The 23,319-nt window shown below is 40.8% G+C and carries 18 protein-coding genes; 15 read left to right on the plus strand and 3 right to left on the minus strand.

Annotated features, from left to right (window positions below; translation table 11 throughout):
* Positions 1-112: 112 nt before the first annotated feature.
* The 5 genes from IGJ99_RS06395 (at position 113) to pheT (ending at position 11,544) form a co-directional block, all read left to right on the plus strand.
* Complete coding sequence (locus tag IGJ99_RS06395; protein ID WP_438747935.1) at positions 113-3,643, plus strand: PD-(D/E)XK nuclease family protein; 3,531 nt, start codon at positions 113-115, stop codon at positions 3,641-3,643.
* Positions 3,640-7,359 carry a helicase-exonuclease AddAB subunit AddA gene (addA, locus tag IGJ99_RS06400; protein WP_438770685.1) on the plus strand — a complete coding sequence of 1,240 codons (3,720 nt, stop codon included), beginning with the start codon at positions 3,640-3,642 and terminating at the stop codon, positions 7,357-7,359. The genes IGJ99_RS06395 and addA overlap by 4 nt, the downstream gene beginning before the upstream one ends.
* A gap of 66 nt (positions 7,360-7,425) precedes the next feature.
* Positions 7,426-7,767 carry a winged helix-turn-helix transcriptional regulator gene (locus IGJ99_RS06405; RefSeq protein WP_019724054.1) on the plus strand — a complete coding sequence of 114 codons (342 nt, stop codon included), beginning with the start codon at positions 7,426-7,428 and terminating at the stop codon, positions 7,765-7,767.
* A 308-nt stretch (positions 7,768-8,075) separates the two neighbouring features.
* Positions 8,076-9,119 carry a phenylalanine--tRNA ligase subunit alpha gene (gene pheS, locus IGJ99_RS06410; protein WP_010735597.1) on the plus strand — a complete coding sequence of 348 codons (1,044 nt, stop codon included), beginning with the start codon at positions 8,076-8,078 and terminating at the stop codon, positions 9,117-9,119.
* 4 nt (positions 9,120-9,123) lie between these two features.
* Positions 9,124-11,544, plus strand: coding sequence for a phenylalanine--tRNA ligase subunit beta (gene pheT, locus IGJ99_RS06415; protein ID WP_438770686.1), 2,421 nt, complete (start codon positions 9,124-9,126; stop codon positions 11,542-11,544).
* 70 nt (positions 11,545-11,614) lie between these two features.
* Here pheT and trpS read toward each other — a convergent pair whose 3' ends face one another.
* A complete protein-coding gene (gene trpS, locus IGJ99_RS06420; RefSeq protein ID WP_438770687.1) occupies positions 11,615-12,628 on the minus strand; it encodes a tryptophan--tRNA ligase in 1,014 nt (337 codons plus the stop codon).
* 253 nt (positions 12,629-12,881) lie between these two features.
* On the opposite strand from trpS, the gene IGJ99_RS06425 reads away from it, so the two are divergent.
* The 8 genes from IGJ99_RS06425 to cbpB all read left to right on the plus strand — a co-directional run bounded on the left by IGJ99_RS06425 (position 12,882) and on the right by cbpB (position 19,297).
* Positions 12,882-13,619 carry an amino acid ABC transporter ATP-binding protein gene (locus IGJ99_RS06425; protein ID WP_010735594.1) on the plus strand — a complete coding sequence of 246 codons (738 nt, stop codon included), beginning with the start codon at positions 12,882-12,884 and terminating at the stop codon, positions 13,617-13,619.
* 13 nt (positions 13,620-13,632) lie between these two features.
* Complete coding sequence (locus IGJ99_RS06430; RefSeq protein WP_010735593.1) at positions 13,633-14,448, plus strand: transporter substrate-binding domain-containing protein; 816 nt, start codon at positions 13,633-13,635, stop codon at positions 14,446-14,448.
* A gap of 12 nt (positions 14,449-14,460) precedes the next feature.
* Positions 14,461-15,108, plus strand: a complete 648-nt coding sequence (locus tag IGJ99_RS06435; protein ID WP_023519564.1) for an amino acid ABC transporter permease — start codon at positions 14,461-14,463, stop codon at positions 15,106-15,108.
* Between the two features lie 14 nt (positions 15,109-15,122).
* Positions 15,123-15,779, plus strand: a complete 657-nt coding sequence (locus IGJ99_RS06440) for an amino acid ABC transporter permease (RefSeq protein WP_010735591.1) — start codon at positions 15,123-15,125, stop codon at positions 15,777-15,779.
* A gap of 212 nt (positions 15,780-15,991) precedes the next feature.
* Positions 15,992-16,819, plus strand: coding sequence for a glutamate racemase (racE, locus tag IGJ99_RS06445; protein ID WP_019724592.1), 828 nt, complete (start codon positions 15,992-15,994; stop codon positions 16,817-16,819).
* Positions 16,819-18,171 (plus strand): ribonuclease PH, encoded by a 1,353-nt coding sequence (gene rph, locus IGJ99_RS06450; protein ID WP_438748932.1) that lies wholly within the window; start codon positions 16,819-16,821, stop codon positions 18,169-18,171. The genes racE and rph overlap by 1 nt, the downstream gene beginning before the upstream one ends.
* Positions 18,172-18,684: a metallophosphoesterase gene (locus IGJ99_RS06455; protein WP_010735588.1), complete on the plus strand. Its 513-nt coding sequence runs from the start codon at positions 18,172-18,174 to the stop codon at positions 18,682-18,684.
* A 106-nt stretch (positions 18,685-18,790) separates the two neighbouring features.
* Positions 18,791-19,297 carry a cyclic-di-AMP-binding protein CbpB gene (cbpB, locus tag IGJ99_RS06460; RefSeq protein ID WP_010735587.1) on the plus strand — a complete coding sequence of 169 codons (507 nt, stop codon included), beginning with the start codon at positions 18,791-18,793 and terminating at the stop codon, positions 19,295-19,297.
* Between the two features lie 279 nt (positions 19,298-19,576).
* Here cbpB and IGJ99_RS06465 read toward each other — a convergent pair whose 3' ends face one another.
* The gene (locus tag IGJ99_RS06465) at positions 19,577-20,494 is read right to left on the minus strand and encodes a mechanosensitive ion channel family protein (RefSeq protein ID WP_010735586.1); all 918 of its coding nucleotides are present in this window, start codon (positions 20,492-20,494) and stop codon (positions 19,577-19,579) included.
* A gap of 177 nt (positions 20,495-20,671) precedes the next feature.
* On the opposite strand from IGJ99_RS06465, the gene IGJ99_RS06470 reads away from it, so the two are divergent.
* A complete protein-coding gene (locus tag IGJ99_RS06470) occupies positions 20,672-21,685 on the plus strand; it encodes a branched-chain amino acid aminotransferase (RefSeq protein ID WP_137072360.1) in 1,014 nt (337 codons plus the stop codon).
* 66 nt (positions 21,686-21,751) lie between these two features.
* Here the strand turns inward: IGJ99_RS06470 and fabI are convergent, their stop codons facing one another.
* Positions 21,752-22,507, minus strand: coding sequence for an enoyl-ACP reductase FabI (fabI, locus tag IGJ99_RS06475; protein WP_023519569.1), 756 nt, complete (start codon positions 22,505-22,507; stop codon positions 21,752-21,754).
* A 210-nt stretch (positions 22,508-22,717) separates the two neighbouring features.
* On the opposite strand from fabI, the gene fabZ reads away from it, so the two are divergent.
* Positions 22,718-23,158 carry a 3-hydroxyacyl-ACP dehydratase FabZ gene (fabZ, locus tag IGJ99_RS06480; RefSeq protein ID WP_010735583.1) on the plus strand — a complete coding sequence of 147 codons (441 nt, stop codon included), beginning with the start codon at positions 22,718-22,720 and terminating at the stop codon, positions 23,156-23,158.
* Positions 23,159-23,319 lie beyond the last annotated feature (161 nt).

Raw genomic sequence — 23,319 nt, forward strand, 5'->3', positions numbered from 1 at the left:
GTCGTCCTGCTCCGGCTTTTTTATTTCCAAAATTTAAACGATAATAGAACAAATGTTCAGCTATCTTTGTTATAATGAAGAGGTATATCAACCAGGAAAAGGAGGCAATAAGGTGTCGTTACAATTTATCTTAGGGAATGGTCAAAAAGACCACCGCAAAGCACTGATCGATGAAGCCGCCGCTTGGCTTGACAAAGATGAAGACAATCAAGTATTTTTCCTTGTACCTAACTATAATAAATTTGAACAAGAGCAAGAATTACTCGCTGAGATGCGTAAAAAAAGCGGAAAAAGCTCATTTAGCACAACCAACATGCAAGTATTCAGTTTCTATCGTTTGGCTTGGTACTTATTGCAACAAACTACGTTGCTGACAGGTAGTGAATTGACCGAATCTGGTTCAGCGATGATCCTCCGCCAAATTTTAGAAAAAAAACAAGAAGAACTGACGATATTTCGAGGAGAAATCCGCAAAAAAGGGTTTATCCGTCAGTTACAAGAGCTATATAGCGAACTACAAGTCGGAAAAATTTCCCCTGTTGATCTGTTAACTTCTGTGACAGGAGAATCTCCAAAAGAAGAAGACCGACAATTGAAAATGAAGGATCTACAACTGATTTTCTCTGCATTTGAAGAAGAATTAGTCCAACGCGCCCTACAATCTGAAGATGCGCTGACGGTGTTAGCGAATTATATGGCGACGCAGGATTATCATAAGATCAAGTTCTTAGTGAGTGGTTTTGCCCGGATCAATGCCCAAGAATACCAGTTGCTGCAAAAAATGATGGAAAAAGGACATCTAGTGGTCGATTTGCTATTGGATCGTCCCTACAAATCTGATCTACCCGATCCGTTGACCTTGTTCTTCAATACAGGAAAGATCTATTTCCAACTTCTCAACGCAGCAAGAGAATTGAATGTTCCTGTGGCTGTCGATCATTATGCACCGAATCGAGAACACCAAAACGAACTTCAAACATTACAACAAATGTGGGAAGAAACATCTAGCCAGCAGAAAAGCCAACCTGTGAAACTTGGCGCGCAAGAGACATTACATCTGTGGGAGGCAGAGAATCCAACGGAAGAAGTTCGCCAATTAGCGGTGGAGATCCGTCGTTTGGTCAGTCAAGAAGGATTTCGCTATCGAGATATCCAAGTATTGACGAAGGATATGACACTGTATGGCAATTTATTGCGACCAATTTTCCAAGAGATGGCGATCCCTTTTTATCTGGATGAAGAGCAACTGATGGAAAACCATCCATTGATCGAATGGATCAACAGTTTGTTTGCTTTGGATCGTTATCAATATCGCCTAAACGACATCATGCGTTTCTTCAAGACGGAGTTGACGATCGGTCGGACAGATGAAGAGCTCGATCTGGCTACTTGGGAAGCTACTAGAAATCAATTCCGCACGAATTTAGATATCACGGAAAACGTAGCACTAGCGTACAACTACCAAGGGAAGTATTGGCTTCGCGAAAAAGATTGGCAATTTGTTGCCTATGATTTTGAAGCAGAACAGCTAGAAGACGTCAAACAACTAGAAGAGCAATCAAATACGATCAGGAGACTTTTTCGCGACATGGTGCCGGTGTTTTTGAAGAACATCAAAAAATGCCAAACAGGGCAAGAAGCAGTCACTTTGTTTTATCGCTTCTTGATCGAAAGCGGCGTACAACAACAATTGCTTTTTTGGCGAGACCAAGAAGTGGCGCGTGGCGGGTTAGCTGCGGCTAGAAACCATGAACAAACTTGGGGTGCTTTGATGGATCTTCTGGACGAGTATTCATTGATCTACGGAGAAACAGCATTCGATTGGTCATTATTTCAAGAGATCATCACGAGTGGTCTAGAAAATCTCAGCTATGGGAAGATCCCTACAGCAATCGATCAGGTGAGGATCAACCGGTTGGAACTTGTACGTGCCAATCAAGCAAAAGTAACATTTGCGGTCGGCTTGAATGACCAAGTGTTTCCAGATCGCCATGAAACTAAAGGTTTATTATCGAGTGAAGAACGTGAAGCGTTGAATCAAGGGTTAGGCGAGGATCAGTTTTTATTCGATCCAGCAAAAGAAAGTATGTCTTTCGAACCTTTCCAAGCGTATTTAGTGTTTGTTTCGGGAACGGAACGTTTGTACTTGAGCTACGCGCAGAGCTATGATACCAATCGGTTAAAAATGTCTCCGTATTTGAAACGAGTCGTTGACTATCTAGGTGTTCCAGTCGAGCCAAAATGCCAGTTGCAATTGACGAGTAAGCCAGATTGTTACGTTGGCACTTACCGTAGTGGGATCAATACGATCAATCGGGTCTATCGTTTAGCGAAAGAAGCCAAACAAGCAGTACCACTTTATTGGCAACAACTAAAAGAGTTAGTTCTGCGTTCGGATCAACGAAATTTTGCATTGACGATTTTTGAAAGTCAAGATCATCTAAATGTACCAGTTTCCTTATCAGAAGAAATGGCAGAAGCTCTTTATGGCAAAGAAATCTATACGTCGATCTCACGCATGGAAAACTTTTATAACTGTGAATATAAATACTTTGTCCAGTTTGGTTTGAAGCTGAAAGAACGTAATATCTATGGACTGACACCAGCTGCCACTGGAGACTTTTATCATGAATCATTGGATCGCTTCTTCAAATTGCTGTTCTCGAATCAACTGTCACTTGTGGCGATGTCGGAGAAGGAACGACAAGAATTTACTGAAAAAGTCTTACAAGAAGTATTTGGTGAATTACGCTTTGAGATTTTAGATAGCTCTGCCCGCATGAACTATATTCGTTACCAATTAGGGCAAACGATCCAAAAAGTGGCTTGGGCGTTACAAAAACAAAGCAAGAATACGGGCATGAAGCCATTACAGACCGAGATTTTATTTGGTCAGATCGCTGGTGCACGAGGGATACCAGGTTTGGAAATACCTTTAGACAAAGGCGGAAAACTCCACGTTCGCGGAAAAATCGATCGCATCGATGTGGCAACTGAACAAAGTGATACATGGTTAAGTGTAGTCGATTATAAATCAAGTGGTCGTTCGTTTGATGTGACTGAAGCTTACTACGGCATGGCGATGCAACTATTGACATATCTTGATGTGGCATTGATGGATGCTGTACGATTGACTGGGAAAGCTGCAGTCAAACCAGCAGGCTCTTATTACTTGCATGTGCATAATCCAGTCTTGACGGATACGACAGACGTCGAGAAGAATACCTTGAAGAAATTCAGCTATGACGGTGTTTTTGTCGATGATCCTGGTCTGTTAGAAGTGCTCGATCATTCATTGGAAGCAAAAGAAAGTTCGTTGATCTATCCGGTGAAGAAAAACGCCAAAGACGAGTTGCAAAAGGGCAGTTATAGTAAAGAGAAATTCTATACAGAAGAAGAACTTCAATTATTCATGAACCATAATCGTGAGAATATGCGTTTAGCTGGGGAAGCGATCACCTCAGGGGAGATCAAACTGAATCCCGCTTACAAAGACAAACAACGGATTGCTTGTGAGCATTGTCCGTTCAGAAGTATTTGTACGTTTGATGTCATGCTCAAAGAAAATAATTATCATCGTTTAGAAAAACTGGATAAAGATGAAGCATTGCGCAGAATACTAAAAAGGAGTGAAGACGAGTGACATCAATTCCTTTAAAACCGGAAAATGAACGTTTTACCGATGAACAATGGCAAGCGATTTTTGACCAAGGCGACAACCTACTTGTTTCGGCTTCCGCTGGCTCAGGTAAGACGACTGTGTTAGTCCGCCGAGTGATCGAAAAGTTAAAAATGGGTGTCAATATCGACGAGTTGCTGATCGTGACGTTTACAGAAGCGGCAGCAAGAGAAATGAAGGAACGGATCCAAGTAGCCTTGCAAGAAGCAGTGAATAGTGAAAGTGATCCGGTCTGGCAAAAACATTTTACGAAACAGCTCGTTTTACTACCCACCGCCAATATCTCGACACTCCATGCGTTTTGTTTAACGGTGATCCGTAAATATTACTATTTGATCGATATCGATCCAGTCTTTCGGATGTTGACGGATGAAACGGAAACGATCTTGATGAAAGAAGATGTCTGGGATGAGATCAGAGAACAACTTTATGCAGAAAATCGCGAAGCTTTTTTTCAGCTGACGATGAACTTTTCAAATGATCGCTCAGACGATGGTTTGACTAACCTCGTGTTTTCTCTCTATGATTTTGCCAGAGCGAACCCTGATCCGTTGGCTTGGTTGAATCGTTTACCAGAAGCATATCGGCTAGAAGAGGGATTAGCAGCTTCTGCATTGTACCAAGAACAGATCCGACCGCTCGTCTTGGCTGATTTACTTCATTGTACGCAGCTATACGAAGAAATGGTCGTTTTGGCACAAGAAGAAGGACTTGAAAAGATGTTTGATCAAGTCTCACAAGAACAAGCGAGTATCCAACAAATCTATGAACGTTTCCTGAGTGATGAGTTGGACGAAGCTTACCAAGCTTTAGAAAACCTGACGTTTTCGACCTTCAAAAGTAGTCGGAAAGCAGAGTTGAAAGAGCGTTCTGCTGAAGTAAAAACCTTGAGAGACCGTGCCAAAAAAATCTTACAACAAATTGGCAAAAACTACTTCCCGGTTTCACCTGCACAAATTGAAGAGTTGAGTCAAAAAGCGTTCCCCCTCGTGGAACAAATGACCGAAGTCACTAAGCTTTTCATGGAAGGCTTCAGTGCGCGCAAACGTGAAAAAGGCGTACTAGATTTCAATGATCTGGAACACTTGGCGTTACGAATATTGACGAAACAAACAGAGGAAGAGTGGCTACCAAGCGAAGCATCGGTTTATTATCGCAGAAAGTTTAAAGAAGTCATGGTCGACGAGTACCAAGATGTCAATCAATTGCAAGAAGAATTGCTCTATTGGGTCAGAGAGCCAGATGAGGAGAGAGGCAATCTCTTTATGGTGGGAGATGTCAAACAGTCGATCTACTCCTTCCGTTTAGCAGATCCAACTCTATTTATCAATAAATATGAGAAATTCTCGGAAGAAAAAGGGGGACGACGAATCGTCTTAGCTGAGAATTTCCGTTCACGGCAAGAAGTCTTAGCGTTTACTAATTTGATTTTTGAACAGCTGATGGACCCAGCAGTTGGACAAATCGCTTATGATGAAGCGGCTCGGCTAGTTCTAGGTTTTTCTGGGTTTCCAGAAAATGAACGATTTGCACCAGAAGTCTTGATCTATGAAAAGGAACAAGAAACGACAGAAAGCGAGTTGCCGATGGACGAGATGTTGGAAGACAAAACAGAAGGGGAACTCTTGATGACTGGTTTGAAAATCCGTGAATTGATCGATTCAAAATTCATGATCTACGACAAAAAAAGTCAAGAAGAGCGCCCGATCGAATTCAAAGATATCGTGTTATTGACACCAACGAAGAAAAATAATTTGACGATTTTAGAAGTATTCAAAACGTTTGATATTCCGTTGGAACTCAATGATGCCCAAAATTATTTCCAAGCGACAGAAATCAGGATCATGATTTCATTGCTCCAATTGATCGACAACCCTTATCAGGATATCCCATTAGCTTCAGTGTTACGTTCACCAGTCGTGGGCTTGATCGAACCAGAGTTAGCACGTATCCGATTAGCCGATAAGGCGCATACTTACTATGATGCAGTCTTAGCTTATCAAAATAATAACCAAGATGAATTAGTGGCTAAATTGCTTCATTTCAATGAGCAACTGGAACAATGGCGAGAGTTAGCGCGGCGTTCTTCGATCACGGACTTATTATGGGAAATCTATTACCAAACAGGGTATTTAGAATATGTCGTTGGGTTGCCAGCTGGTGCACAACGTCAAGCGAATCTGTATGCGTTAGTGGATCGTGCCAAAGCTTATGAACAAAGCTCGTTTCGTGGTCTCTATCAGTTTGTACGATTTATTGAGAAAATGCAGGAGAAAGACAAAGACTTGGCGGAACCAGTGATTGCTTCTAGTGACAATGCCGTTCGTGTCATGACTATCCATGCAAGTAAAGGATTAGAGTTCCCCATCGTTTTCTTATTAGATATGACGAAGCAATTCAATCTGCAAGACTTGAAAAACCGTTATGCCTTCGAAGAAAAACTAGGTGCGGGCGTGCGCTACATGGAGCCAGACACGCGGGTCTTGTTTGATACATTGCCTTATCAAGCCATCAAATTAGCCAAACAGAAGAAATTGCTTTCCGAAGAAATGCGTAAATTATACGTAGGACTGACTAGAGCAGAGCAAAAATTGTTTATTGTTGGTTCGTACAAAAGCAAAGAAGACACGTTCAAAGCCTGGTCAGAAGCAAGTGAGCAAACGGATGTAGTGTTAGATCCTGTGATTCGCCTGAAAAGTTCGAGTAGCTTGATGAATTGGATCGGTTACAGCTTGATCCGTCATCCTAAAATGACCGAATATTTTCCAGAAGTCATGCCTTTACCACAACTGAAAAATTCACCGGGAGATTTTACGATCACCTGGATGGATCAACAAGAGATTTTAACCCAACGCCAAGCATTGACAGTCAAAGGAGAGCAAGCAGAAGAGCAAAAAGGAGATCTAACCCCATTAACGACTGAACTACAAGCACGTTTAGCCTTCAGTTATCCTTATGAGGCGTCTGCACAAACAACGAGTTATCAATCCGTTTCTGAGATCAAACGGTTGTTTGAAGATCCAGACGACTCTCCAGAGGCACGTTTGACTTGGGAAAGCAGTGATAAAAAAGCCTTTGCTCAGCCTTTTAGGTATACGCAAGACCAATTAGCTGAACCACGCTTTGTACAAAAAGAGCGCAAAGTTTCTGCCACAGCTGTTGGGACAGCAACACATTTTCTGTTACAAGTCCTACCATTGGAACAGTTGACGAAAGAAAGCATCGAAAAAGAACTGACGACCCTCGTCAAAAAACGTTTAGTCGATGAACAAGTAGCGAAACGTGTGCCAATTGATTCCATCTTATGGTTTTATGAATCTACCCTTGGCCGATCACTGATCGAACATCCAGAAAAAGTGAAACGCGAACAACCATTTTCAATGCTTCTACAAGCAGAAAAGGTATTCGATCACTACCCGAATGAAGACGATGAATTATTGATCCATGGGATCGTCGATGGATATCTTGATTTTGGGGAGTATGTGCAGCTTTATGATTTCAAGACTGATTTTATTTTACATCCTGAAAACCCAGAGGAAATCACTAAGGTCATCAGCAAATACCGCGGGCAATTGAACTTATACCAACGGGCATTGAGTGAAGCGTTGAATAAACCCGTTCAAGATGTCTTTTTGGTTTTGTTACAGGCGAAGAAAATAATAAATCTTAATAAAGAATAAGAAGTGAGCAAACTGGACTTACACTTTGTAAGTAATATGCTATACTCATGAAAAGAGGTGAGTAAGATGGAGCTAACACAGACAGAATTCATTCTGTGTCCCAAATTTGAAAAAACATTCTCGATTTTAGGGAAAAAATGGAATGGATTGATTATCGATGTATTACTCGAAAATGGTCCGCAGCGCTTTGTTGATCTCTCTGCAAAAATCCCGATGGTCAGTGACCGTGTCTTGGTCGAACGATTAAAAGAGCTTGAAAAAGAAAAGATCGTTACCCGTAATTTTTCGTGTAATGAATCCAGTCGTTCAGAATATATGCTGACAGAAAAAGGGGCAGATCTACAAAAAGCGATGGTCCAGTTGCAGCTTTGGAGTGAGAAATGGGTCACACCCGAAGAATGCAGTTGATTTTGCATCAAAAATCTTGTACACTAGTTTTTAGTTGAATAGACAAAAAGAATGTTGACGAAAAAGAGTAGTTTGGCTAAACCAGTATAGGGAGATCTGTCATGGACTGAAAGCAGATCCTGTGTTTGAAAAATGAAGTTCACTTTCCGAGTTCGTCTGAGAGATTTTTCAGACCGGCAGTATGTCTGTCGTTATTAAAATGAGTGTACGATCTCGTTGGGATCGTAAATTAGGATGGTAACGCGAAGACCTCGTTCCTTGATAGGAATGAGGTCTTTTTTGTAGTTGAATTTAAAGGAGGAAATCGCATGTCTTTACAAGCACAACTCGAAAGCTTGAAAGAAGCAACGATCGTCAAGATCAAGCAGGCGCAGGATTTGAAAGAACTAAATCAAATCCGTGTCGAAACATTAGGGAAAAAAGGACCGATCACTGAGGTCTTACGTGGAATGAAAGATCTAAGTGCCGAAGAGCGTCCGAAAGTGGGAAGCTTTGCCAATGAGATCCGTGATCTATTGACACAAGAAATCGAAGAAAGAAAAGCAGTCTTGGAAACCGCTGCAATGAATGAAGCATTAGAAAAAGAAACCATCGATGTAACGCTTCCAGGTAGCTCAGTCAAACAAGGTACACGCCATATCTTAACGCAGATCATGGAAGAAATCGAAGATATTTTTATCGGTATGGGGTATCAAATCGTTGAAGGATATGAAGTCGAGTCAGACCACTATAACTTTGAACGAATGAATTTACCAAAAGACCATCCGGCACGTGATATGCAAGATACTTTTTATATCTCAGAAGAAATCTTGATCCGTACGCATACGTCGCCTGTGCAAGCACGTACCATGGAAAAACATGATTTTTCAAAAGGTGCGCTACGCATGATCTCACCAGGAAAAGTTTTCCGACGTGATACTGATGATGCAACACACAGCCATCAATTCCATCAAATCGAAGGATTGGTGATCGACAAGAACGTGACGATGGGTGATCTAAAAGGAACACTTGAAGTCGTGATGAAGAAAATGTTTGGTGAAGATCGCCAGATCCGTTTACGCCCAAGCTACTTCCCATTTACAGAACCATCTGTTGAAGTCGATGTCAGCTGTTTCAAATGCGGTGGTTCAGGCTGTAACGTCTGCAAACACACAGGTTGGATCGAGATCTTAGGTGCTGGTATGGTTCATCCAAATGTCTTGGAAATGTCAGGGATCGATCCTGAAGAATACTCCGGATTTGCTTTTGGACTTGGCCCAGATCGTGTCGCAATGTTACGTTATGGGGTCAACGATATTCGTAATTTCTATCAAAATGACTTGCGCTTCTTAAGTCAGTTCAAGGGGGAGTAAAAGAATGTTAGTATCATATAAATGGCTGAATCAATACGTTGATTTATCAAATGTGACACCGCAAGAACTTGCAGACAAAATGTCAGTCACAGGAATCGAAGTCGAAGGTGTAACTGTACCTGAAGAAGGCTTGAAGAAAATCGTTGTCGGAGAAGTGAAAGAATGTATTCCACATCCTGATTCGGATCATCTATCGATCTGTCAAGTCGACATCGGCGAAGAAGAATTATCACAAATCGTTTGTGGCGCACCAAATGTCAAAGCAGGAATCAAAGTCATCGTGGCTTTACCAAATTCACGGATTGCGGGCAATGTCAAAATCAAAAAAGGCAAGATGCGTGGACAAGTCTCGAATGGGATGATCTGTGCCTTACAAGAAATCGGTTATTCTGACAGTGTCGTACCGAAAGAATATTCAGAAGGCATCTACTATTTGCCACAAGAAGCGGTCAATGGAGAACCAGTCTTTTCTTATCTAGATATGGACGATGCTATCATCGAACTATCGATCACACCTAACCGTGCCGACGCATTATCAATGAGAGGTGTGGCATATGAAGTTGGCGCGATCTACCGCCAAAAACCAACATTCAATGATGAAAAGTTAGTAGAAGTTGAACGTAAAGCTTCAGAGAAAATTGCGGTAAAAGTAGAAGACGAAGAATTGGTACCAGCATACCAAATCCGCATCATTGAAAACGTCAAGATCCAACCGAGTCCACAATGGTTACAAAATATCTTGATGAATGAAGGAATCCGACCAATCAATAACGTCGTTGATATCACAAACTATATCTTATTATTGTTCGGTCAACCGTTACATGCATTCGACTATGATAAGTTAGGTTCAGAAGAAATCGTGGTGCGTCATGCAGCAGAAGAAGAGAACATCGTGACGTTAGATGGCGAAACGCGTTCATTGACTTCAGAAGACTTGGTCATCACAAATGGACAAGTGCCAGTGGCTTTAGCTGGAGTAATGGGCGGACAAGACTCAGAGATTACGGAAACAACGACAACCGTTGCGTTAGAATCCGCTTTATTCGATCCCATCTTGATTCGCCGCACAGCCAAACGTTTCAATTTACGTAGTGAATCATCTGCGCGCTTTGAAAAAGGCATCAATAAAGGAACCGTCGGCGAAGCAAGCGATGTTGCAGCAGCGATGATCGTTGCTTTAGCAGGAGGAGAAGTGTTACAAGGAGCGGTCAAAGGTTCTGAGTATCAAGCAAAAGAAGTCGAAGTACAGATCACATTGAAGCGCATCAACCAGTACCTTGGCACAATCTTAAATGTCGCTGAAGTAAGTGAGATCTTTGAAGCATTAGGATTCGGCTATCACCTCGATGGAGAAACTTATACTGTTGTTGTACCTCCAAGACGTTGGGATATCCAGATCGAAGCAGACATCATCGAAGAAGTGGCACGTATTTATGGGTATGATCGTTTACCTTCAACGTTACCAAGCGGCGAAACAGTTGCAGGTAGTTTGACACAAGAACAAGCGACAACACGAAAGATCCGTACATTACTTGAAGGCAGTGGTCTAACTGAAGCCATTAGTTATGCACTGACAACGGAAGATAAATCACGTCAATTCGCTTTGAAAGAAACAGCCATCACTCGCTTGGATTGGCCGATGAGTGAAGACCGTTCTGTCTTACGTATGAACTTGATCAGTGGTCTTTTGGATAACGTCCAATATAACACGGCACGTAAAAATTCAGATGTCGCATTTTATGAAGTAGGTCGCGTCTTCTATCAAGAAAACGATCCATTGACTCATCTACCACAAGAAGTCACTCACGTAGCTCTTGCGGTGTCTGGCACATGGGAAGAGAAGAGTTGGCAAAGTAAGCCACAAGCGGTTGATTTCTTTACAGTAAAAGGAATATTAGAAAATGTATTCGAACAACTTTCCATCAATGAGGAAATCACTTATCAAGCGTTGACAACGATCGATGAACTTCACCCAGGTCGGACGGCGGCCATTTATTTAGGTGAAACAATGATCGGGTTTGTTGGCCAAGTGCATCCTATGACTGCTAAAGCTTACGATATTCCAGAAACTTATGTGGCAGAGTTTGATTTAGCCACAGTTGTGGAAGCATCACAAAAAGGCATCACTTTCCGACCAGTCACAAAATTCCCAAGTGTGACGCGTGACATTGCGATGTTAGTAGCTGAACAAGTGACGAATCAAGAAATCGTTCGCACAATCCAAGCAGCTGCTGGCCGATTCTTGACAAATGTCGAACTATTCGATGTCTACCAAGGAGCAAATATTGAAGCAGGGCATAGATCAGTCGCCTATACGTTAAGCTTTGAAAATCCCGAAGCAACGTTGACAGATGAAGAAATCAACCAAGCAATGAGCAAGGTTGAAAAGGCGTTGACAGAAACAGTTGATGCAAGTATTCGTTAAACCTTAATAATAGAAGAAAAAACTGGGACAAAAATCATTCAATGATTTTTGTTCCAGCTTTTTTGTGTGATTACTGATTGAAATAATTGATGCCCATTGCCGCTTTCACTTCAGAAAGTGTGGCTGCCGCAACTTTAGCCGCTTCTTCACTACCATGACGTAAGATATCCATCACGGCTTGTGGGTCCTTCGCCAATTCTTCACGACGTGCGCGGATCGGTGCGAACTCTGCTTCTAATACGTCGATCAAGTAACGCTTGATTTTCACGTCACCGAGTCCACCACGACGATAGTGGGCTTTCATCTCTTCGATTGCTTCTTTGTCTGTACCAAAAACATCTAAGTACGTAAAGACCATATTGCCTTCGACTTGTCCTGGATCTTGGACATGGATGTGATTTGGATCAGTATACATACTCATCACTTTTTTCTGTAAAACATCCGCAGGGTCAGAAATGTAGATGCCATTTCCTAATGATTTACTCATTTTTCCGTTACCATCGATCCCAGGTAAACGACCCATTCCTTTAGGAGGGAAGACGGCTTTCGGTTCAACTAGTACTTCTCCATAAGTGTGATTGAAACTTTGGACGATCTCTTGCGTTTGTTCCAACATTGGTTTTTGGTCTTCACCAACTGGCACTAGATTTGCTTTGAACGCAGTGATGTCAGCAGCTTGTGAGACAGGGTAGATAAAGAAGCCTGTTGGGACACTTTCGCCAAATTTCTTTTGCTCGATCTCCGTTTTAACAGTCGGGTTACGACGCACACGACCAATACTTACTAAGTTTAAGTAATACATTGTCAACTCAGCTAATTCAGGGATTTGCGACTGGATAAACAATGTTGATTTGGCAGGATCTAAACCAACCGATAAGTAATCTAAAGCAACTTCTAATACATTGGAAGACACTTTTTCAGGGTTTTTCGCATTGTCAGTCAAGGCTTGCATATCTGCGATCATTACGAACAACTGATTGTTCTCATCCGCTTGCATTTCTACACGTTTTTTCAAAGACCCGACATAATGGCCTAAGTGTAGTTTGCCAGTAGGACGGTCTCCTGTTAAAATAATATTTTTCAAAAAAGAACACCTCTTTGTAATTTCTAAGACTAATACTTAATATCTTACCGTTTTTTTGCAGAATTAACAACAGGATAAACCGAAAATCATTGAAAAAATCAGTCAGGAAATCGTTATTTATACAAATGGTAAAAGAAAACGGACAAAGGAATTTTCTTGGAAACTTTACAAGTTGCTTCGCTTTCGGATATAATGTGTTCTATTATATATCTTTAAATGAAATCTTACTAAATAATAATGGGAGTGTAATGTTATGACAATGATTAAATTTGATAGCGTGGAAAAGTATTACGGCAAATTCCATGCGTTGAAAAACATCAATCTTGAGTTTGAAAAAGGGGAAGTTGTCGTTGTCATTGGTCCATCAGGATCAGGAAAAAGTACGATGCTTCGCTGTATCAATGGCTTAGAAACAATCACTTCAGGAAAGCTTTTGATCAATGATGTCGATATTCGCGATAAAAACACAAAATTGACGGAGATTAGAAAAAATGTCGGAATGGTCTTTCAACATTTTAATCTTTACCCCAATAAAACAGTTTTAGAAAACATCACATTAGCACCAATCAAAGTATTAAAACAAGATGAGGCAACTGCTGTAAAAAATGCGGAAAAGTTTTTAAAGACAGTCAATATGCTAGATAAAAAAGATTCCTATCCTTCCATGTTATCTGGTGGACAACAACAGCGTGTAGCGATTGCTCGCGGCTTAGCGATGAATCCCGAAATGCTGTTATTTGACGAGCCAACATCTGCCTTGGACCCAGAGATGATCGGTGATGTATTGGACGTAATGAAAAAATTGGCAAGAGATGGCATGTCAATGATCGTGGTCACACACGAAATGGGCTTTGCGAAAGAAGTGGCAGACCGTGTCATTTTTATGGCGGACGGACAAGTATTAGAAGATAGTCGCGATGTACGCAATTTCTTCGATGATCCAAAAGAGGAACGTGCAAAACAATTTATCAGTAAAGTAATCAATCATTGATAGGAGGAACGATATGCGTAAGACAACATTCACTCGTTTATTATTTCTTTTTGGGCTAGTATTTCTAGTATTGAGCGGCTGTAAAGGTAGCAGTTTGGCAGAAAAAGATATTTTAACTCGTAGTAAAGAAACGAACGAGATCATTTGGGGTGTCAAATACGATACACGATTGTTTGGGATGATGGATATCGAAAGCCGCACTGTTCAAGGGTTTGATATCGATATCGCCAAAGCAATCACGAAGAAGATTTTAGGAGAGGACGGAAAAGCAGAGTTTGTCGAAGTCACTTCTAAAACAAGAATCCCATTATTAAAAAATGGGAATATCGATGCCATCATTGCGACGATGACGATTACCGAAGAACGTAAAAAGCAAGTCGATTTCTCTTCAGTTTATTTTGACGCCGGACAATCATTGCTCGTTGAAAAGGGTAGTCCCATCAAAAGTGTGGAGGATTTAAACGCTGAAACGACTGTTCTAGCGGTAAAAGGCTCGACTTCAGCTGCCAACATCAGAGAACATGCACCTGATGCGCGGATCTTGGAGTTAGAGAACTATGCAGAAGCATTTACTGCCTTACAATCGGGGCAAGGTGATGCCATGACGACAGACAATGCGATCTTACTCGGAATGGCAGCGGAGAACCCTAGCTATGAATTAGCAGGTGGAACATTTACCAAAGAGCCTTATGGTATTGCAATCAACAAAGGACAAGAAAATTTCTTAGATGCAGTCAACCAAGCATTAGCGGAAATGGTTGAAGACGGCACCTACGATAAGATTTATGAAAAATGGTTCCCAGATACGACTCAGGGAAAAATTGATTAAGGAGGGAATACAATGAGTGAATTGATACAAACTTATGGGCCAGCCTTCCTTGATGGATTTAAAGTAACGATCCTATCAAGTGTTTTGGCACTTTTATTCAGTTTGATCATCGGAACGTTGATGGCGATTTTTCAATTGTCACACAATAAATGGATTCGTGGTTTAGCGAAAGCCTATGTTGAATTTTTTAGGAATATCCCGTTATTGATCATCGTGATGTTCTTCTATGTCGTATTACCACTTTATTGGATCAGCTTTGATGGTTTTCAAGCAGGAACGATCGGGCTGACGATCTATACTTCCGCATTTATTGCAGAAACCGTTCGTTCGGGCATCCAAACTGTGCCAAAAGGTCAAATGGAGGCTGGTCTTTCATCAGGATTTACTTACTCAGAGACGATGCGTTACATCGTATTGCCACAGGCATTTAAAATCGTTATCCCACCATTAGGCAATCAATTTATCAATTTGGTCAAAAATTCATCGATTTTAGCAATTGTTGCTGGTTTGGATATCATGTATCAAGGGGATTTGATCGCTAGTGAAACTTTCAACACGTTTGATACCTATATCATCGTCGGTTTATTTTACTTGATCATTACCTTACCATTGTCTTATTTGATGGTTTATCTTGAGAAAAAATGGGCAGTTCGTTCATAGAAAGGAGAATCTCAATGGATTTTAGTGGTGCATTTTCATGGATGAATATTCGCTTTTTACTGGAAGGACTAAAAGTAACGATCGAAGTTTCGCTCTTCTCCATCATTTTTAGTTTTCTGATCGGTGGGCTGACAGGTGTTCTTCGTTTTGCGAGTATTCCTTATTTATCAAAAATAGTAGGTTTGATTATCGACATCATTCGTAATCTGCCATTATTGCTGATCATCTTTTTCACTTATTTTGCTTTACCGCAAATCGGTATCCAAATGAACATCTTTTGGTCAGCAGTTGCAGCATTGACGATTTTTGAATCTGCCATGTTATCAGAGATTTTCCGTGCAGGTTTGAATGCTGTGCCGAAAGGTCAGATGGAAGCAGGGCTTTCCACGGGATTAAGCTATGTGGAAACGATGCGTACGATCATCATGCCGCAAGCATTTAAGTCAATGATCCCTGCTATCGTCAGTCAGTTGATCTCGTTGATCAAAGACACTTCTTTAGCGGTGATCATCTCGTTGCCAGAATTGACACACCAAGCGCGGATCGTCTACGGTCAAAATACCAATTATGTCTTACCAATGTTCGTTATGATGACTTTCATGTATTTTGTCGTATGTTACGCACTTTCTTTACTTTCTTCTTACCTAGAAAGAAGAAAGTATAGTTATTAGTAGAAAAAATCGTATTTTAAATGGGAATTAAGAAGGAATCCACGAAATTTTTTTAAAAATTTTTTGTGGATTCCTTCTTACGTTATCCAAAAAATCCATCGGGACACGTGTTGAGTCGTCATGTGGAAAAAGAGCAGGAAAGCAGATTGTAGGACTTGATAAATCACGTCAAAAAGTCCACAATATAGAAGGTAGAATTTTTTTGAAAAAGGATGATTCGATTGACAGATAAACGTCCGATCGGTTTTATTGATTCAGGAGTTGGCGGTCTTACAGTCGTCAAAGAAGCATTGAAGCAATTGCCGAATGAAAACATATTATACGTTGGCGATACCGCGCGCTGTCCATATGGACCAAGACCAGCAGAGCAAGTGATCGCTTATACATGGGAAATGACGAATTATTTAGTTGAAAAAGGCATAAAGATGCTTGTGATTGCCTGTAATACGGCAACTGCGGTCGCATTAGAAGAAATCAAAGCAACACTCTCGATTCCAGTGATCGGTGTGATTTTGCCAGGAACGAGAGCGGCAGTCAAACAAACGAAAAATCACCGAGTAGGGGTGATTGGAACAATTGGAACCGTCAAAAGTGCCGCTTACGAGACGGCCTTGCTGGATAAAGCACCCGAACTGAAAGTCACCAGCTTGGCGTGTCCAAAGTTTGTGTCAGTCGTAGAAAGTAAAGAATACCGATCATCAGTCGCTAAAAAAATCGTGGCCCAAACTTTAGCTCCATTAGAATTAAAAGGGATCGACACCTTGATTTTAGGTTGCACCCATTATCCACTCCTTCGCCCGATCATTCAGAATGTTATGGGGGATAAAGTCATGCTGATCGATTCAGGAGCAGAAACGATTGGCGAAGTTTCGATGTTACTTGACTATTTTGAAATCAGTAATTCACCACAAAATGGCCGAACGCTTTGTCAGTTTTATACGACAGGATCAGCTAAAATGTTCCATGAAATTGCCCAAGATTGGTTAGGATTAAAAGAACTGATCGTTGAATCGATTGATTTAGGAGGAAAAGAGCAATGATGCGTCATGACGGAAGAAATGTCCAAGATTTACGTAAAATCACGATTGAAACAAATGTGCTGAAGCATCCAGAAGGATCAGTTTTGATCAGCTTTGGCGATACGAAAGTGATTTGTGCGGCAACGGTTGAAGAGACAGTCCCCCCGTTTTTAAAAGGGACTGGTAAAGGATGGGTGACAGCAGAATACAGTATGTTGCCCCGCGCCACGAATACGAGAAATCGTCGTGAAAGCAGCAAAGGTAAGTTAAGTGGACGGACGATGGAGATCCAACGTTTGATCGGTCGTTCGTTGCGTGCGGTCGTCGATCTCGAGAAACTTGGTGAACGCAGTATCATCGTTGATTGTGACGTGATCCAAGCAGACGGTGGCACCCGAACAGCAAGTATTACCGGTGCATTTGTGGCTTTAAGATTAGCTATCGAAAAATTATTACAGAAAAAAGTGTTAGCGAATGATCCAATCAAAGAACATTTAGCTGCCATCAGTGTAGGGATTTTAGCTGATGGGACATGTGTGACTGATTTGGATTATCACGAAGACGTTGCAGCAGAAGTCGATATGAACTTAGTGATGACGGAATCGGGCAAATTTGTGGAAATCCAAGGGACAGGCGAAGCAGCTACCTTTGATGGTGAACAATTGAACGAAATGCTTGTTTATGGCAAAACAGCGATCGAATCACTGATTTTTGAACAAAAAAATGTTTTGTTGAGTGAATGGTCAGACACTACGCCTGAACCGACAGAAAAAACGATTGTGATTGCTACTCGAAATGCAGGCAAAGCAGAAGAATTCCGTACCTTATTTGCGAAAGAAGGCTATACAGTCAAAACATTGTTTGATTATCCTGAGATACCTGATGTCGAAGAAACAGGTACAACATTCGAAGAAAACGCTCGGTTAAAAGCAGAAACGATTGCTCAAGTATTGAACCAGCCAGTATTGGCGGATGACTCTGGCCTGAAAGTCGATGTGTTAGGTGGTAGACCAGGAGTTTATTCTGCCCGTTTTGCTGGCGAACATAAGAGTGATGCGGCAAATAACGCAAAATTACTTTTTGAATTAACCGATGTAGCTGATGAAGAACGCACCGCACAATTTCATTGTACGTTGGTTTTCGCTGAGCCAAATAAAGAAAGTTTAGTAGTGGAAGCAGAGTGGCCTGGACGAATTGGTCGGATACCTAAAGGCGAAAATGGTTTTGGCTATGACCCTTTGTTCATTCCTGATGGGTACACTCAAACAGCGGCAGAAATCTCAAGTGAAGAAAAAAATAACCACAGTCACCGAGGCTTGGCTATGGCAAAACTAAGCCAAGTTTGGCAGGGATGGTTGGAAGGAGTGGAGTAGATGCGCTATTTAGTCGTTAGTGACAACCATGGGGATCGAGCAATCATCAAAGAATTGCTGACCCAGTATCAAAATCAAGTTGATTATTTCTTTCATTGTGGCGATTCAGAACTTGACGCAACAGATGAAGTTTGGGAAACCTATCTCGGTGTACAAGGCAATTGTGATTTCGGCACAGACTTTGAGACCAAACGAGTTGTAGATACTGGGCTTGATCGGGTATATATGACGCACGGCCATTTATCGAATGTCCGCTTTGGTTTGACTCAGTTAGCCCTTGAAGCAAAAGAGCAACAAGCAACGATTGCTCTTTTTGGGCACACCCATCAACTAGGGTGTGAATTTGAAGAAGGTATCTTGTTCTTAAATCCAGGAAGCATTTCCCAACCTCGAGGAATGATCCAAATCCCAGCTTACGCAATCATTGAGAGTACGAAAGAGACACTTGCTGTCCAATACTATAATCGATCACACAAAAAAATCGATAACATGGCATTTGAATATAAACGCTGACAAACAAACTCTAATTTTTGCTAAAAAAAGAAATGTTTGTATAGATTTTGCATCCGTTTTCGGTAAAATAGAGATATTGAAAGAATTTGAAATGGAGGGCCAATACATGATTGGACCAATTGTAAGAGAGTTATTACTGCAAAATCAAGAGACATTTTTGGTTCCAGCAGAAAACGTGGCAAATGTTATGTATCAACATCCGTTATCGCATGGACTATTAGTTTTATCGAAAGTTGGCTACACTAAAATCCCTGTCTTAGGGAAAGATGATCGCTTTGTTGGTCTAGTCAGTCTGTCGAATGTTGTCAATAAGATGATGGACCTACAAACAATCAGTATGGAACCATTAGAAGGCCTAACAGTTGCTGATGTAATGGAAACCGATGTACCAACCATTGATGAAAATTGGGAACTAGAAGAAGTTCTTCATTTACTAGTGGATGCTTCGTTCTTGCCAGTTGTCACAGAGGATAAAGTGTTCAAAGGAATCATCACACGAAAAGAGTTATTGAAAGCAGTCAATTACATGGTACACGAATTAGAACGTCAAAATATTGTATCACCAAAAATAGATGTAGATGATTTAAGAGAAAGAATCGATATCGTTAGTTAAAGGTAATTGATCCTACTCACAAAATAGAAAGACATAAAACAAATGAAGCGACGCCTAAAAGTTAGATTATATTTCTAACTTCTGGACGTCGCTTCATTTGAAGTATTAAGGAATGGCACGAGTGGGAATAAAGTTTGTCCTGAGAATCAAATAATTTAGTCATTTTAGACATTTTTCTAATGATTAAAAAAAGAGGTCAAACCTAAACACTTCTGTTCATTCGGTTTTAGATGGTAGGAGAGGGCTAATGTCCCACTCCCAGCGTAGACACTACATAAACTATTTCAACACGATCGGTGTATTTGGGATGCTGTAACCGGCAGCTGTCAGTTCTTTGACATATGAACTCAAAAATTCTTCTTTCAATTCGAACTGTTTACCATTTAAAACGTAACAAATTGTCCGAATCGCAAAGTTACTGTTGCCGATATCGACCAATCCAAAGATCGATGGCTCAGTTTGTAATTCTTCTTCGTATTTTACAGCTAACGTTTCATTAACTTTTTGAATGATCTCATAGATCTTATCATAGCCTTCTTCCGGAACGATCCGAATATCAAGAACGACTTGCATATTGGAACGAGAAAGGTTACTGATCGTTGTGATACTACGGTTTGGAATGAAGTGGACGGTACCGTCAACACCTTTGAGTTGCAGTGTCCGGATACCAACGGATACCACGGTTCCTTCGATCGTAAGATTCGTTAATTTGACATAGTCGCCAACGTCCATTTGTTGTTCCATGATAATAAAGAAGCCAGTGATTACATCACTCATAAAGCCTTGTGCGCCTAAACCGATGGCTACTCCGGCAATCCCTGCTCCGGCTAATAGTGAACCAATCGGCACACCGATCACGGATAGGATGGCATAAATAAAGAAAAAGCCAATCGTATAATTGAAAATGGTATTTAAAAGACTTTGTAACGTTTTTAAGCGGCTACCGTTAAGAACGGTTTTTTTTGAATATTGTTTAAAAGATTTGTCGATCAAGTATTTACCGATTCGATTAATGAGGCCAAAAAGAATAATCAAAAAAATAAGGAATAATCCTTTTTGGATCATTGTAGAAAAAATCCCATCCCAATCAATATTATTCCAAAAACGTTGGAACGCATTGAGTTGACTAACCGCTTGATCAGTCAAATTTTCTCCAGTTGAGCTTGTTGTTTCTGCTGTTGCAATGAATGAAAACATAAAATCCCCTTTTCTAATTAGTCTCTTTTGTATTGTAACAAGAACAGCATAAAAATCAAAATAAATCATTAGATAAGCTACCAATCACACTTGCAATAACAAGTGGTTAAAATAAACGATGACAAATGGGAGAGATAGTGCTAAAATATTTCAAAACTGACGATTGGTGGTATGAACATGCAAATAGATTGGGATAACTTAGGATTTTCTTACATCAAAACACCTTGGCGCTACGTTGCCAAATGGAAAGATGGAGAGTGGGAAAAAGGCGAATTGACCGAGGATAATTATCTGTCACTTCATGAAGGATCGCCCGCACTTCACTATGGCCAACAGTGCTTTGAAGGATTAAAGGCTTATCGCAGAAAAGATGGAAAGGTCAATTTATTCCGTCCAGAGCAAAACAGTCGTCGCTTGAACCAGAGTGCCAGACGTTTATTGATGCCCATGGTTCCAGAAAAAATGTTTGTTGATGCAGTGAAAGAAGTCGTAAAAGCAAATGAAGCCTTTGTTCCACCTTATGGTTCAGGAGCAACGTTGTATTTACGGCCTTTCCTGATCGGGGTTGGAGAAAACATTGGTGTTCATCCAGCGCCTGAGTATTTGTTTGTTGTTTTCTGTACGCCTGTAGGAGCCTATTTCAAAGGTGGATTGAAACCAACGAACTTTATCGTTTCTGACTATGACCGAGCGGCACCTAATGGAACAGGAGCTGCCAAAGTAGGAGGTAACTACGCAGCAAGTCTATTACCGGGGACTGAAGCGAAAGAATTAAATTATTCAGATTGCGTTTACCTAGATCCAGCGACGCACACAAAAATTGAAGAAGTCGGCGCGGCGAATTTCTTTGGTATCACTAAAGACAACCAGTTCATCACACCGCAATCGCCTTCGATTTTACCAAGTATTACGAAGTATTCCTTGTTGCAGATTGCGGAAGAACGTTTGGGGCTTAAAGCAGTTGAGGGAGACATCTACATCGATCAACTTGATCAATTTGCAGAAGCAGGTGCGTGTGGAACCGCAGCGGTGATTTCACCGATTGGTGGAATCTACTATAAAAATGATTTACATGTCTTTTACAGTGAGACAGAAGTAGGACCAGTAACTAAGCGTTTATATGATGAATTGACGGGTATCCAGTTTGGGGATATCGAAGCACCAGAAGGTTGGATCGAAGTCGTCGAATAATGACTGGCTTTAAAAATAACTACAAAAAAATCAGCTCTCACATTGGAGGGCTGATTTTTTATTGGATCAAGATAAGTGAACACCTTTATCTACGTAAATGATATCACCGATGATCCCGCTAGATAGGGGGCTGATCAAGAAAGCACAAGTATTTCCGACTTCTTCGATCGTCACACCTTGTTGATCGGGGGTGCGTGATTCGGATAACTCGATCAATTTTTGGTAATCCTTCACACCAGTAACTGCTAACGTTTTGATCGCACCAGCAGAGATCCCATTGACACGGATTCCTTTAGGTGAGAATTCAGCGGCTAAGTAGCGAATGGCAGCTTCTAGTGAAGCTTTTGCGATTCCCATCATATTATAATTAGGGATCGCTCGTTGTGAACCAAGATAAGACATACTTACGATGCCGCTGTTGGGAGCTAAGTATTTTTGGGCATACTTCGATACAGCGATCAATGAATAGCTGCTGATGTCTTGTGCTAATTGATAACCCTCTCTTGAAATATCAGAAACGTTACCTGAAAGCTCTTCTTTGTTGGCATAAGCAACAGCATGGACCAAACCATGGATTTCACCGGCATATTCACCAATCGTATCCATCGCTTTTTCGATGCTCTCATCGCTAGCAACATCACACTCTACAGTGAAGGCATCTTCACCGACTAATTTGACTAGCGATTTTTTCATACGTTCATTTTGGTACGTATAGATGATCTCAGCGCCTTGTTGCATCATTGCTTCTGCACAACCCCAAGCAATACTGCGTTTATTCGCAACACCCATGATCACGATTTTTTTTCCTTCTAAAAAAGACATATAGACACTCCTTTGATTCAATAAAAGTTTTGTTTGACGATAATATAAGTGCAAAAAAATAACTTCTTGATTTCTTATTATTCAGTAAAATGCTTTGATTGTCAAACTATTTTTTTGATGAATAAAAAATGATTGCCAAATAATCAAGAATATGATACTTTGATAATCAAAGTATTAATTACGGCAATTGCCCGAAAGAAGGAGTAAACTATGTCATACGCATTATCAGCAACGGAAGTAATGGATCTTATTCCAAACCGTTACCCAATTTGTTACATCGATTACGTGGATTCGATCGATTCAGGAAAGAAGATCATTGCAACAAAAAATGTAACGATCAATGAAGATTTTTTCCAAGGTCATTTCCCTGACAATCCTGTCATGCCCGGAGCGTTGATCCTAGAAACCCTTGCACAAGCAGGTTCGATCTTGATTTTAAAATCAGAAGAGTTCCTAGGGAAACGTGCGTATATCGGTGGGATCAACAAAGCAAAATTCCGTCAAAAAGTCGTTCCTGGGGATGTGATGAAGTGTCATTTTGAGATCATCAAAATGAAAGGACCTGTAGGGACTGCGATTTCTGAAGCTTTTGTTGACGATAAAAAAGTGTGTGAATGTGAATTTACATTTATCGTCAATGAGCAAGCATAAAGATAAAAATAAACTTTAGGAACCCATAGAGAGGTTCTAAAAATATCAATAGATATGGCAATAGGGGAGTGGAAAGTAGCTTTCCGCAAAAAAGAATCATCTTCTGAATAGTTTTCTATTCTTAGATGATCTTTTTTTGTCTATTTAAGACTGTTTTGAAA

Source organism: Enterococcus sp. AZ095b, assembly GCF_051714725.1.
In the GTDB taxonomy this organism is placed as follows: domain Bacteria; phylum Bacillota; class Bacilli; order Lactobacillales; family Enterococcaceae; genus Enterococcus_B; species Enterococcus_B pernyi.

Bases quoted from the DNA above. Each gene is read 5' to 3' on its own strand.
- cbpB (WP_010735587.1), top strand. From the start codon at position 18,791: ATGATTGGACCAATTGTAAGAGAGTTATTACTGCAAAATCAAGAGACA.
- IGJ99_RS06430 (WP_010735593.1), top strand. From the start codon at position 13,633: ATGCGTAAGACAACATTCACTCGTTTATTATTTCTTTTTGGGCTAGTA.
- IGJ99_RS06470 (WP_137072360.1), top strand. From the start codon at position 20,672: ATGCAAATAGATTGGGATAACTTAGGATTTTCTTACATCAAAACACCT.
- fabI (WP_023519569.1), bottom strand. From the start codon at position 22,507: ATGTCTTTTTTAGAAGGAAAAAAAATCGTGATCATGGGTGTTGCGAAT.
- pheS (WP_010735597.1), top strand. From the start codon at position 8,076: ATGTCTTTACAAGCACAACTCGAAAGCTTGAAAGAAGCAACGATCGTC.
- IGJ99_RS06435 (WP_023519564.1), top strand. From the start codon at position 14,461: ATGAGTGAATTGATACAAACTTATGGGCCAGCCTTCCTTGATGGATTT.
- IGJ99_RS06425 (WP_010735594.1), top strand. From the start codon at position 12,882: ATGACAATGATTAAATTTGATAGCGTGGAAAAGTATTACGGCAAATTC.
- racE (WP_019724592.1), top strand. From the start codon at position 15,992: ATGATTCGATTGACAGATAAACGTCCGATCGGTTTTATTGATTCAGGA.
- IGJ99_RS06455 (WP_010735588.1), top strand. From the start codon at position 18,172: ATGCGCTATTTAGTCGTTAGTGACAACCATGGGGATCGAGCAATCATC.
- fabZ (WP_010735583.1), top strand. From the start codon at position 22,718: ATGTCATACGCATTATCAGCAACGGAAGTAATGGATCTTATTCCAAAC.
- rph (WP_438748932.1), top strand. From the start codon at position 16,819: ATGCGTCATGACGGAAGAAATGTCCAAGATTTACGTAAAATCACGATT.
- IGJ99_RS06465 (WP_010735586.1), bottom strand. From the start codon at position 20,494: ATGTTTTCATTCATTGCAACAGCAGAAACAACAAGCTCAACTGGAGAA.
- IGJ99_RS06405 (WP_019724054.1), top strand. From the start codon at position 7,426: ATGGAGCTAACACAGACAGAATTCATTCTGTGTCCCAAATTTGAAAAA.
- pheT (WP_438770686.1), top strand. From the start codon at position 9,124: ATGTTAGTATCATATAAATGGCTGAATCAATACGTTGATTTATCAAAT.
- IGJ99_RS06440 (WP_010735591.1), top strand. From the start codon at position 15,123: ATGGATTTTAGTGGTGCATTTTCATGGATGAATATTCGCTTTTTACTG.